Source organism: Streptomyces sp. TRM70350 (assembly GCF_019219825.1).
In the GTDB taxonomy this organism is placed as follows: Bacteria; Actinomycetota; Actinomycetes; order Streptomycetales; family Streptomycetaceae; genus Streptomyces.
The window spans coordinates 573,182-584,518 of sequence record NZ_JAHUXH010000002.1 but is presented as its reverse complement, the minus strand read 5'-3'; the positions used below and the strand labels follow the sequence as shown (position 1 = coordinate 584,518).

At 70.4% G+C, this 11,337-nt stretch carries 13 protein-coding genes; 6 read left to right on the top strand and 7 right to left on the bottom strand.

Features of this window, described 5'->3' with window-relative positions; all coding sequences use genetic code 11:
• Positions 1-251: 251 nt before the first annotated feature.
• Positions 252-902 (bottom strand): DNA-3-methyladenine glycosylase, encoded by a 651-nt coding sequence (locus tag KWI83_RS05985; protein WP_218513208.1) that lies wholly within the window; start codon positions 900-902, stop codon positions 252-254.
• A 136-nt stretch (positions 903-1,038) separates the two neighbouring features.
• Between KWI83_RS05985 and KWI83_RS05980 the strand changes: the two genes are divergently transcribed.
• The 3 genes from KWI83_RS05980 (at position 1,039) to KWI83_RS05970 (ending at position 3,094) form a co-directional block, all read left to right on the top strand.
• Positions 1,039-1,821 carry a sporulation protein gene (locus tag KWI83_RS05980; RefSeq protein ID WP_218513207.1) on the top strand — a complete coding sequence of 261 codons (783 nt, stop codon included), beginning with the start codon at positions 1,039-1,041 and terminating at the stop codon, positions 1,819-1,821.
• A 40-nt stretch (positions 1,822-1,861) separates the two neighbouring features.
• Entirely contained in the window at positions 1,862-2,401 is a 540-nt protein-coding gene (locus KWI83_RS05975) for a YbhB/YbcL family Raf kinase inhibitor-like protein (protein WP_218513206.1), read from the top strand.
• 186 nt (positions 2,402-2,587) lie between these two features.
• Positions 2,588-3,094: an HNH endonuclease gene (locus KWI83_RS05970; RefSeq protein ID WP_218513205.1), complete on the top strand. Its 507-nt coding sequence runs from the start codon at positions 2,588-2,590 to the stop codon at positions 3,092-3,094.
• 166 nt (positions 3,095-3,260) lie between these two features.
• Here KWI83_RS05970 and KWI83_RS05965 read toward each other — a convergent pair whose 3' ends face one another.
• The 3 genes from KWI83_RS05965 to KWI83_RS05955 all read right to left on the bottom strand — a co-directional run bounded on the left by KWI83_RS05965 (position 3,261) and on the right by KWI83_RS05955 (position 5,690).
• On the bottom strand, positions 3,261-4,211 hold the full coding sequence (locus KWI83_RS05965) for an SPFH domain-containing protein (protein WP_218513204.1): 951 nt from the start codon (positions 4,209-4,211) through the stop codon (positions 3,261-3,263).
• Positions 4,212-4,372: 161 nt separating this feature from the next.
• The gene (locus KWI83_RS05960) at positions 4,373-4,804 is read right to left on the bottom strand and encodes an NfeD family protein (RefSeq protein ID WP_218513203.1); all 432 of its coding nucleotides are present in this window, start codon (positions 4,802-4,804) and stop codon (positions 4,373-4,375) included.
• A gap of 94 nt (positions 4,805-4,898) precedes the next feature.
• The gene (locus KWI83_RS05955) at positions 4,899-5,690 is read right to left on the bottom strand and encodes an ABC transporter ATP-binding protein (RefSeq protein ID WP_218513202.1); all 792 of its coding nucleotides are present in this window, start codon (positions 5,688-5,690) and stop codon (positions 4,899-4,901) included.
• A gap of 151 nt (positions 5,691-5,841) precedes the next feature.
• On the opposite strand from KWI83_RS05955, the gene KWI83_RS05950 reads away from it, so the two are divergent.
• Positions 5,842-6,630, top strand: coding sequence for a hypothetical protein (locus KWI83_RS05950; protein WP_218513201.1), 789 nt, complete (start codon positions 5,842-5,844; stop codon positions 6,628-6,630).
• Between the two features lie 177 nt (positions 6,631-6,807).
• Here KWI83_RS05950 and chpE read toward each other — a convergent pair whose 3' ends face one another.
• From chpE to KWI83_RS05935, 3 genes are all read right to left on the bottom strand, one after another.
• A complete protein-coding gene (chpE, locus tag KWI83_RS05945) occupies positions 6,808-7,053 on the bottom strand; it encodes a chaplin ChpE (protein WP_141309151.1) in 246 nt (81 codons plus the stop codon).
• Positions 7,054-7,223: 170 nt separating this feature from the next.
• A complete protein-coding gene (locus KWI83_RS05940; protein WP_218513200.1) occupies positions 7,224-7,865 on the bottom strand; it encodes a response regulator transcription factor in 642 nt (213 codons plus the stop codon).
• Positions 7,858-9,003, bottom strand: a complete 1,146-nt coding sequence (locus KWI83_RS05935; protein WP_218513199.1) for a GAF domain-containing sensor histidine kinase — start codon at positions 9,001-9,003, stop codon at positions 7,858-7,860. Before KWI83_RS05935 ends, KWI83_RS05940 begins: the two co-directional genes overlap by 8 nt.
• 236 nt (positions 9,004-9,239) lie before the next feature.
• Here KWI83_RS05935 and KWI83_RS05930 point away from each other — a divergent pair, with 236 nt between their 5' ends.
• Positions 9,240-9,938 carry an SDR family oxidoreductase gene (locus tag KWI83_RS05930; RefSeq protein WP_218513198.1) on the top strand — a complete coding sequence of 233 codons (699 nt, stop codon included), beginning with the start codon at positions 9,240-9,242 and terminating at the stop codon, positions 9,936-9,938.
• The gene (locus tag KWI83_RS05925) at positions 9,935-11,056 is read left to right on the top strand and encodes an S-adenosylmethionine:tRNA ribosyltransferase-isomerase (RefSeq protein ID WP_218513197.1); all 1,122 of its coding nucleotides are present in this window, start codon (positions 9,935-9,937) and stop codon (positions 11,054-11,056) included. The genes KWI83_RS05930 and KWI83_RS05925 overlap by 4 nt, the downstream gene beginning before the upstream one ends.
• Positions 11,057-11,337 lie beyond the last annotated feature (281 nt).

Genomic DNA, 11,337 nt, shown 5'->3' with positions numbered 1-11,337 from the left:
CTTTCGGTTCTGATTCCCGGTCGGCGGGTTTGCCTTTCGGCCTCGCGGCCTTTCGACATTCACTACGTTAGCCGATTCCCTCGCCCGATTCATAATCGAGTCCGCGGATTCGAATTCAGGCATGCGGGCACACCCGAATCGACCCCGCTGAGGGGTTGCTCGCTAGGTAGTGGGTTGGCCGCTCCGGCTGCTGACGATCGCAGTACCCGGTTCAGCGGCTCGGGCTACATTACGCACCTTCGGAGTGCGCGTCAACTTCCGCGGCGCCTCGGAACGTGGGCCCGATAGGGGCTCACCGTCGGGTCGTTGGCGACCCAGAAGCGCCAGGGATGGATGTCTCCGTCGCCCCCGTCGCCGGCCACTCCGGTGCGTGGGCCGTTGCGTACCTGGTCAGAGGGCACAGGGCTGCCGGTCAGCATACGGAGGGGGGTGTCGCCGGAGGCGCAGGCGTCGGTGCCGTCCAGGGTGCGGTCCACGTCCAGGGCCGTGGCCAGGCGGGCCGGACCTTTGGCCAGTTCCTTGTCGTTGCGGGCCGAGAGTCGACGGGTGCGGGCCAGCTCGGCGCCCTCGATGATCTCGCCGGCCCGGAGCAGAACGGCGCTCGCCGTTCCGTCCGGGCCGCAGACCAGGTTCATGCAGTGCCACATGCCGTAGGTGAAGTAGACGTACACATGTCCGGGTGGACCGAACATCACGTCGTTGCGGGGTGTGCGGCCGCGGTAGGCGTGGGAGCCGGGGTCGTTCGGGCCGTCGTAGGCCTCGACCTCTGTCAGGCGCAGCGCGATCGGACCGTCCGGGGTCGTGCGTACGAGGATGCGGCCGAGGAGGTCGGGGGCCACTTCCAGTACGGGCCGGTCGAAGAACTCTCGGGGCAGGGGCGTACGGTCGGGGGTCGCGATCATGCCGTCCGAGGGTAGTGCAGACGGGTGGTGCGATGGAGTGGTCAGGGGGCGTTCGTCTTGCCAGGGTGGGGCCCGGAACCGGCCGCGGCCGGATCGCGTTTGTAGTGATCAGAGACGTAGTCATCGAGGGAGAGACATGGCGTTCAAGAAGCTGCTCGCGAGTCTGGGGGCCGGTGGGGCTTCGGTCGAGACGGTGCTGACCGAGGTCAATGTCGTGCCGGGCGGCGTGGTCCAGGGTGAGGTGCGGATCCAGGGCGGGTCCGTGAACCAGCGGATCGAGGCGCTGTCGGTCGGGCTGCAGGCCAAGGTCGAGGTCGAGGGCCAGGACACGGAGTACAAGCAGGACATCGAGTTCAAGAAGGTGCGCCTCGGCGGTGCCTTCGAGCTGCAGGCCGAGGCGGTGCACGCGGTGCCGTTCGGGCTGGACATCCCGTGGGAGACGCCGATCACGATGATCGACGGCCAGCCGCTGCGCGGCATGCACATCGGTGTGACCACCGAGCTGGAGATCGCGCGTGCGGTGGACTCCGGTGACCTGGACCCGATCAACGTGCACCCGCTGCCGGCGCAGAAGGCGATCCTGGACGCCTTCATCCAGCTGGGCTTCCGCTTCAAGAACGCGGACGTGGAGCGCGGTCACATTCGGGGTACACGCCAGAAGCTGCCGTTCTACCAGGAGATCGAGTTCCTGCCGCCGCAGCAGTACCGCGGGCTGAACCAGGTCGAGTTGAGCTTCGTGGCCGACGAGCAGGCGATGGACGTCGTGCTGGAGATGGACAAGAAGCCGGGTCTGTTCAGCGAGGGCAGCGACACGTTCCGGTCGTTCCAGGTGGGGCTGCACGACTACCAGGGCACCGACTGGGTGGCCTATCTCAACCAGTGGCTGTCCGAAGTCGGCAGCAGGCGCAACTGGTTCTAGGCTCGGAATCCACTGAACCATCCGATCAGGAGGTACCGAGGTGACCGAGCTCAAGAGGCGGCCGCTCCCCCACGACTTCCATCCGCCCGTGCCGTCGTTCACGGTCACGAGTGAGGACGTGCAGGAGGGTGCGACCCTCAAGGACGCTCAGGTCCACGCGGCCGGCAACACCTCACCGCAGCTGCGGTGGGAGGGCTTCCCGGCCGAGACCAAGAGTTTCGCCGTGACCTGCTACGACCCGGACGCCCCGACGGGGAGCGGGTTCTGGCACTGGGTCCTGTTCGACATCCCGGCCTCGGTGACGGAGCTGCCGGCGGGGGCGGGCAGCGGGAAGTTCGAGGGCCTGCCGGAGGGCGCGGTTCACGCGCGCAACGACTACGGCACGAAGGACTTCGGCGGTGCCGCGCCGCCGCCCGGGGACGGGCCGCACCGGTATGTGTTCACGGTGTACGCCGTGGACCAGGAGAAGCTCGGTCCGGACTCGGACGCCAGTCCGGCCGTCGTGGGCTTCAATCTGCGGTTCCACACGCTGGCGCGCGCCCAGCTCATCGGTGAGTACGAGGTGCCCGCCGAAGCCTGACGTTCACTGAGCGTTTGCCCGCCTCTGGTCTGGGAGTGATCGGAGGCGGGCATTTTTGTGGCCGGGGGCTGCGAGGTCACACCTCGTGGGAGCAGCGGATATTGCGTTGTCCATCTCGGCGTGCACGGCCAGAGTTGATCCCAGCCCGCCAAGGGGTGGGCCGGTGCACACGGGAGGTGGGCTGGTATGCGGGACACGCTGGTACTGAACGCGAGCTTCGAGCCGCTGTCGACGGTGACGTTGAACCGAGCCGTCGTTCTGGTGCTCCAGGACAAGGCCGTCGTCGAGCAGGCCCACCCCGAACTGCGCATGCGCGGAGCCGCGGTCGACATACCGGCGCCCCGGGTCATCAGGTTGTGCAGGTACGTGAGGGTGCCGTTCCGAAGACAAGCGCCGTGGTCGAGGCGGGGTGTGCTGGTGCGGGACCGGCACCGGTGCGCGTACTGCGGTCGTCGGGCGACGACCGTGGACCACGTGGTGCCGCGGTCCCAGGGCGGTCAGGACACCTGGCTGAACACGGTGGCGTCGTGCGCCCAGGACAACCACCGTAAAGCGAATCGGACGCCGGAGGAAGCCGGTATGCCGTTGCTGCGGGAGCCGTTTGAGCCGACGCCGGCCGACGCGATGCTCTTGGCTTTGGCGCAGGACGACTATGAGGCGTTGCCCGAGTGGTTGGCCTCGGCTGCGGCTTAGGGGTCCTTGCACTATGCCCGCCCGGGTCGCACGGCCATAGTGCAAGGACCCCTTAGACCGTAGGGCTGCGGATGTCTGTTGTCCGCGGGTCGTATGTGGTTGTTCGCGCAGTTCCCCGCGCACCTGAAAGCAGGGCGCGGGGGCTGACCCGCCTAGGGACGCGCCCTTAGTCGATCGACGGCTTCTCCCGGCGTTCCGGGCCCGAGCCGGTGCCGTTGCCCGTGGAGTCCGAACCGCCGGGCTTGGGGGCGAAGTTGCCCATGGCGCCGGAGAGGCCCTTGAGGGCGTCGCCGATCTCGCTGGGGACGATCCAGAGCTTGTTGGCGTCGCCTTCGGCGATCTTCGGCAGCATCTGGAGGTACTGGTAGCTGAGCAGCTTCTGGTCCGGGTCGCCGGCGTGGATGGCCTCGAAGACCGTGCGGACGGCCTGGGCCTCGCCCTCGGCGCGCAGGGCGGCGGCCTTGGCCTCACCTTCGGCGCGCAGGATCTGGGACTGCTTCTCACCCTCGGCGCGCAGGATTTCGGACTGCCGGACACCTTCGGCCTGGAGGATCGCGGCGCGCTTGTCGCGGTCGGCGCGCATCTGCTTCTCCATGGAGTCCTGGATGGAGGTGGGCGGCTCGATCGCCTTGAGTTCGACGCGGTTGACGCGGATACCCCACTTGCCGGTGGCCTCGTCGAGGACGCCGCGCAGGGCCGCGTTGATCTCCTCGCGGGAGGTGAGGGTGCGCTCCAGGTCCATGCCGCCGATGATGTTGCGGAGGGTGGTGACCGTCAGCTGTTCAATGGCCTGGATGTAGCTGGCGACTTCGTAGGTCGCGGCCCGCGCGTCGGTGACCTGGTAGTAGATGACCGTGTCGATGTTGACGACCAGGTTGTCCTGGGTGATCACCGGCTGCGGCGGGAAGGGGACGACCTGTTCGCGCAGGTCGATGCGGTTGCGGATGGTGTCGATGAACGGGACGACAATGTTGAGGCCCGCGTTCAGTGTCCGCGTGTAGCGGCCGAAGCGCTCCACGATGGCGGCGCTGGCCTGTGGGATGACCTGGATCGTCTTGATCAGGGCGATGAAGACCAACACCACCAGAATGATCAGGACGATGATGACCGGTTCCATCGTCGCTCCCCGTACCCTTCTCCGCCTCGGCGCGTTCGGCGGATCCGCTCCCGGCGGATCCTGTTGGTGCAGATCTTATGGTTGTTGAAGATCTTGCTGGTCGAGTCTGACAGACCCTCGCACCGCAGGTGCGGTGTTCGGCCACCTTGTGTCGTGCGGGGTCACATGACGATCGCCGTGGCTCCTTCGATGTCCACGACGTCGACTTCCTGACCGGCTTCGTAGACGCGGTCGGTGTCGAGGGCGCGGGCCGACCAGACCTCTCCGGCGAGCTTGATGCGTCCGCCCGAGCCGTCGACGCGTTCCAGTACGACGGCTTGTCTGCCTTTCAGCGCCTCTACGCCGGTGGCGAGTTGGGGTCGTTGGGCGCGGTGCCGGTTGGCGATGGGGCGTACCACCGCGATGAGGGCGGTGGAGACGACGGCGAAGACCACGACCTGGAAGACGGCGTCTCCGCCGAAGAGGCCGGCGGTCGCCGAGGCCGCGACGGCGCCCACCGCGAGCATGCCGAGTTCGGGCATCGCGGTGATCACGAGCCCGATGCCGAGCCCGGCCGCCGCGATCAACCACCACACCCACGCGTCGATTTCCACACGGTCATGGTAGGACCGCCGAACCTGCGCGGACAGGGCGCGGTCTGGTTTGGCACCGGCTTATTACCCGTGCCCTGGTGGGGACTTCACCGGCTCAGGACAGCGGCAGGCCCTGTGCGGTCCAGCGGTCGCCGACCTGTTCGACGACGAGGGGCAGGCCGAAGCAGTGGGAGAGGTTGCGGGAGGTGAGTTCGAGCTCCAGCGGGCCGGCGGCGAGGACCTTTCCCTGGCGGATCATGAGGACGTGGGTGAAGCCGGGGGCGATCTCCTCGACGTGGTGGGTGACCATGAGCATCGAGGGGGCGATGGGGTCGCGGGCGAGGCGGCCGAGACGGCGTACGAGGTCCTCGCGGCCGCCGAGGTCGAGCCCGGCGGCGGGTTCGTCGAGCAGGAGCAGCTCGGGGTCGGTCATCAGGGCGCGGGCGATCAGGGTGCGCTTGCGCTCGCCCTCGGAGAGGGTGCCGAACCTGCGGTCCAGGTAGTCGGACATGCCGAGGCGGTCGAGGAAGGCGCGGGCGCGCTGCTCGTCGATCTCGTCGTACTCCTCCTGCCAGCCGGCCGTCATGCCGTACGCGGCGGTCAGCACGGTCTGCAGGACGGTCTGGCGCTTGGGGAGCTTGTCGGCCATGGCGATGCCGGCCATGCCGATGCGGGGGCGCAGTTCGAAGACGTCGACCTTGCCGAGGGTCTCGCCGAGGATGGTGGCGGTGCCCTTGCTGGGGAAGAGGTAGCTGGAGGCGACGTTGAGGAGGGTGGTCTTGCCGGCGCCGTTCGGGCCGAGGATCACCCAGCGCTCGCCCTCCTTGACCGACCAGGAGACCTGGTCCACCAGAGCCCGGCCCTCGCGGACCACGGATACGTCCTGAAGCTCCAGAACATCGCTCATGAGCGCGTTGTCTCCCCTTGCAGTGTGGCCGGTCTCGGCTGTCGCGTACGCCTGTGGCTCGGGCGGCCGCGCCGGTGGGCGCAGCCCTCAACGAAATCTACGCCACCGGTCGGGCGGTCCATTCCCTCGGCCCGGTACTTAGGGTGGGAGCATGCTCTCGGAACCGCGCGCTGGACGCCTTGCCGCTTGGGGAAATGCCCTTCTTGCCGGACTTGTTTCGCCGGACGACGCCGTGCTCGCCATCGTCGGTGAGGACGCCGTGCACCGGGTGGAGGGGCTGCCGGGGGAGTCGGCGCCCGTCGGGCTCAGTCTCGCGCTGGGGCGGCTGCGGGCGCTCGGGGTGACCGGGCTGCGGGTCGCGCTGCCGGCGCCGGGGCATCCGCTGGGGCTGAGCGGGCCGCCGGAGTTCAATGCGCGGGCGCTGGAGGCCGAGGAGGCGGTGATCTGCCACGGGGGTGCGCTGGGGCTGGTTCCCGAGGTGTACGAGGCCGGGCCCGAGGGCGATGTGCATGTCGAGGTGGTGTGGCACTGCCTGCCGGTGCGGGAGGCGCCGCCCGCCGATGTGCCCTCGCTCGGGGAGGCGGAGCGGGAGCTGGCGGAGGCGCTCAGGGAGGCGACCGAGGTGCTGACGCGGCTGGACGTGGCCGGGTCGGGGCCGGTGGCGGAGGCGGCGATCGATGCGTACCGGGCGCGGGCCGAGAGGGGGCGGGAGGTGCTGGCGCCGGGGTATCCGGGGCGGGCGGTGCGGGTGCTGGAACTGGCGCAGCGGGTGGGGGTGCTGATCTCGGTGGCGTACGACAACGGGCACGGGGGTGCGGTGAGCGCCTCGGAGATGGCGGCCCGGGCGGAGGTGCTGCGGCCGGTGGAGCGGACGGCTCGGCGGGCGCAGGTCGCGGCGTACAACTCCGTTGTGGAGGAGCGGGAGCGGGGGATGCGGTGATCGTCGGTTGCCTTGGTGTGACCGGCGTGAGTGACTGACCGGCGCGTGTCCGGCAAAAGGCTCCGCGAGTCGTCCATGACTCGCGGAGCCTTTCGGTGCCCGGTCGGCGTCAGGCGGTGGGGACGTGGGGTGGGAGCTTGCCCACGTGGTCCGGGCCGACGGCCGACACAGCGGTACTCAGCGGTTGATGCCGAGGTTGCCGAAGGCCGGGTTCAGCACACCGACGACGTTCACGCTGTTGCCGACGGCGTTCACCGGAACGTGCACCGGGGCCTGGACGAGGTTGCCCGAGATGACACCCGGCGAGCCCACGGCCTTGCCGGTGGCGTGCGATCCGTCGGTGGCGGAGGCCATACCGGCACCGGCGGCCACCAGACCACCGGCCACCATCGTCACGGCCGCTGCCTTCTTCAGGTTCTTCACTTCGTATGCCCTTCTGATGCGACTGCCACGGCCAGTCGCCGCAGCACGCACTGAAGAACGCCGGAGCCGCGCGGAGGATGCGCCATCCGGGGGACATTCCCACGACGGTATGAATCTCAGCCCGGAGCGGAACCCTCCGTATTGCCGTACGGAGTGTTTTTCAGCCTGTTTCAGCCAGTCACGCCATGGCGTACGGCCCACAGGGCGGCCTGCGTGCGGTCCGCCAGGTCGAGTTTCATCAGGATGTTCGAGACATGGGTCTTGACGGTCTTCTCGGAGAGCACCAGCGCGCGGGCGATCTCGCGGTTGGAGCGGCCGTCCGCTATCAGACCGAGCACCTCGCGCTCCCGCTCGGTGAGCGAACCCGGCCTGCCCTGGCCGGAGTTGGTCTCCTCCTGGGACAACAGGGCGCCCGCCACCTCGGGTTGGAGCAGGATGTGCCCGGCGTGCACCGAGCGGATGGCACCGGCGAGCGCGTCGGGGTCGACGTCCTTGTAGACGTACCCGGCGGCGCCCGCGCGCAGGGCCGGGACGACCGTGCGCTGCTCGGTGAAGCTGGTCACGATCAGCACGCGCGCGGGGTTGCCCAGCTCGCGGAGCCGGCGCAGCGCCTCGACGCCGTCCATGCCGGGCATCTTGACGTCCATCAGGACGATGTCGGGCTTCAGTTCCTCGGCGCGGGCGACGCCCTCGGCGCCGTCGGCGGCCTCGCCCACGACCTCGATGTCGTCCTGTACTTCGAGGAAGGTGCGCAGGCCGCGGCGGACCACCTGGTGGTCGTCGACGAGCAGCACCCTGATTGCGTCAGCCACCGGGGACCTCCATCTCTATCGTGGTGCCCTTGCCGGGCGCCGACTCCACGGTGAGCGTGCCGCCCACGCCGCTCGCGCGGTCCCGCATGGAGACCAGGCCGAGGTGGCGTCCGGCACGGCGTATCGCGCGCGGGTCGAAGCCGCCGCCGTCGTCCGTGACGCGCAGGACGGCGCCGCCGCCGCGCCTGGCCAGGGTCACGTCGACCCGGTCGGCCCCGGAGTGCCGCAGGGCGTTGTGCAGGGCCTCCTGGGCGACGCGCAGCAGCGCCTCCTCCTGGGCGGCGGGCAGGACGCGCACGCCGTGGGCGGTGAACGTCACGCGCGCGGTGTGGGCGCGGTCGAGGACGTGCACCTGGGTGCGCAGGGTGGCCACGAGGCCGTCCTCGTCGAGGGCCGCGGGGCGCAACTCGACGACTGCGGCGCGCAGTTCGTCGGCGGCCTCGGCGGCGAGCGCGGCCACCTGCTGCAGCTCACCCTTGGCGCGGGACGGGTCGCGGTCGACGAGGGCGGTGGCGGCCTGGGCGGTCAGGCGCAGGGAGAAGAGCTTCTGGCTGACCGCGTCGTGCAGCTCGTGGGCCAGGCGGGAGCGCTCCTCGGCGATGGTGAGCTCGCGGCTGCGTTCGTAGAGCCGGGCGTTGGTGAGGGCGATCGCGGCGTGCTGGGCGAGGATGGACAGCAGTTCCTCGTCGTCGGCGGTGAAGCCGCAGGTGCCCTCGGGTTTTGGACAGTTCTTGTTGGCCAGGAAGAGGGCGCCGATGACCTCGTCGCCGTCGCGGATGGGCAGGCCGAGGAAGTCGGCCAGGTCGGGGTGGGCGGAGGGCCAGCCCTCGAAGCGGGGGTCCGTGCGGACGTCGGCCAGGCGCTGCGGCTTCGCGTCCTGGAGCATCGCGGCGAGGATGCCGTGCTGGCGGGGCAGCGGGCCGATGGCCTTCCACTGATCGTCGCTGACGCCGTCGACCACGAACTGCGCGAAGCCGCCGTGGTCGTCCGGCACACCGAGCGCGGCGTACTGGGCGTCGAGCAGCTCGCGGGCCGAGGCGACGATCGTCTTCAGGACGTCGCGCACCTCCAGATGCCTGCTCATGGCCAGCAGCGCGGAGCTGACCGCGGCGAGGCCGGACCGGGGACCTTGACTCATGGCTTCAACGCTACCGGCGGGGTGTGACAGGGCGGATCGGACCGGTGACGGCAGCCGCCCGGGCCTGCGGGCCTAGGCCTCCGGGCCTACGGCCTGTCCGGCGGAGGTCGTGGCCCGGTGGCCTAGGCCGAAGGGCCCCGCCGTTGTGCGGCCCGCGACCGAGGCGGGGCGGGGTCCCCGGTTCCTACGTTGAGGGCACGCCGATCGAGCGGCGTCGAGGACGAGGGGAACGTGACATGCCGGTAGCGATCATCACGGGGGCGTCGAAGGGGCTGGGGCGGGCGCTCGCAGAGGCCCTGGCCGCGCGCGGGTGGGATCTGGTGCTGGACGCCAGGGGTGAACAGGCGCTGAAGGAGACGGCGGCGGCGCTCGCGGTGCACGGGACCCGGGTGGAGGCCCTCTGCGGGGACGTCACGGACGCCGGGCACCGGTCCGAGCTGGTGGCGGCGGCCTGGAAGCTGGGCGGCGTCGATCTGCTGGTGAGCAACGCGAGCGCGCTGGGCGCCGAACCGCTGGTCCGGCTGGACCAGCTGCCCCTGGACGGGCTGCGGCGGGCGCTGGAGGTGAACGTGGTGGCCGCGCTGGGCCTGGTCCAGGAGGCGCTGCCGCTGCTGCGTGCCTCCCAGCGGGCCGCGGTGATCGCGGTCAGCTCGGACGCGGCGGCCGAGGCGTACGAGACCTGGGGCGGCTACGGGGCGTCGAAGGCGGCCCTGGACCAGCTCGCGGCGGTGCTCGCCGCCGAGGCGCCCGGCCTGCGGGTCTGGGCGGTCGACCCCGGGGACATGGCGACGGAGCTGTATGCGGCGGCCGTACCGGAGGACGACGATCCGCGGCCGGAGCCGGCGAGTGTGGTGCCGGCGTTCCTGCGGCTGCTGGACGAGCGGCCGCCGAGCGGCCGCTACGGGGCGCCGGCCCTGCTGGAGGGGACGCGATGACGTCGGCTCTCGGGGTGACGCCGGTGGAGCCCGTCCGGGAGTGGGGGAAGGTCCCGGAGGAGCTGTCCGCGCGCGTGCCGGCCGAGCAGCGTGGGCCGGGGCTGGACCGGGATGCCGTACGGCTGCTGGTGTCGCGTGGGACTGGGGTGTCGCACCACGCGTTCGCGGAGCTGCCACGGCTGCTGCGGGCGGGTGATCTGCTGATCGTGAACACCTCTCCGACGCTGGCCGCGGCGGTGGACGGGTGGATCGGGCACGCGCGCGTGGTGGTGCATTTCTCTACCCGCGGCGACGACGGGCGGTGGGCCGTCGAGCTGCGGGATCCGGATGAGAAGGGCACCACGCGCGCGCGTGCGGGTGGTCCGGCGGGGACGGAGGTGCGGTTGCCCGGGGGCGTGCGGCTGGTGCTGGAGGAGCCGCTGAGTGCGCGGGGCGAGCGGTTGTGGTGGGCCCGGGCGGCCGGGGCCGAGGTGCGGGAGCTGCTGGATGAGTACGGGCGGCCCATCCGCTACTCCTACACGGAGCGGGATCAGCCGCTGTCCGTGTACCAGACGGTGTTCGCGCTGCCGCCGGCCGACGGGTCGGGCAGTGCGGAGATGCCGAGTGCGGCGCGGCCCTTCACGCCTCGGATGGTGGCGGAGCTGGTGAGCCGGGGTGTGCAGTTCGCGCCGATCGCACTGCACACCGGGGTGGCCTCGGCGGAGGCGCACGAGCCGCCGTATCCGGAGCGGTTCGCCGTACCGGAGGTGTCGGCGCGGCTGATCAACGCGGTACGGGCCGGGGACGGCCGGGTGATCGCGGTGGGTACGACCGCCGTACGCGCCGTGGAGTCCGCCGCGGGGCCCGACGGGGTGGTGCGGGCGGCCGAGGGGTGGACGGACCTCGTGGTCACTCCCGAGCGCGGGGTGCGGGTGGTGGACGGGCTGCTGACCGGACTGCACGAGCTGGAGGCCTCGCATCTGCTGATGCTGGAGGCCGTGGCCGGCGCGGCGGCGATCCACCGCGGGTACGAGGAGGCGCTGCGCCACCGCTACCTGTGGCACGAGTTCGGGGACGTCCATCTCCTCCTTCCGCAGGAGAGCGGTCACACTGAGCATTGCTCCAGCAACTGCTGGTGAGACTGTTACGTCGTCGATGTGAGGCCGCGCATAGGGCGCAGGTCACGTACGAAGGTCAATAGGAGATAAAGAGACCCGTAACGAGCGGGAAAGACGGTCTGGTCTGTCCCGATTTGCCCCTAGCTGATCCACTACCCGGGATCGTAGGTCACACCTTTGCCACTGGTTTTTGCGGCCGCTAAGAATGGCTGCCGTCGCTCAGCGCCGCGGGTTGTCTGCCCGCGGCGTTCGTGCGGGAAGCACCTGTCCCCCGCCGGACGTGAGCGACCTCCGCGCTATTC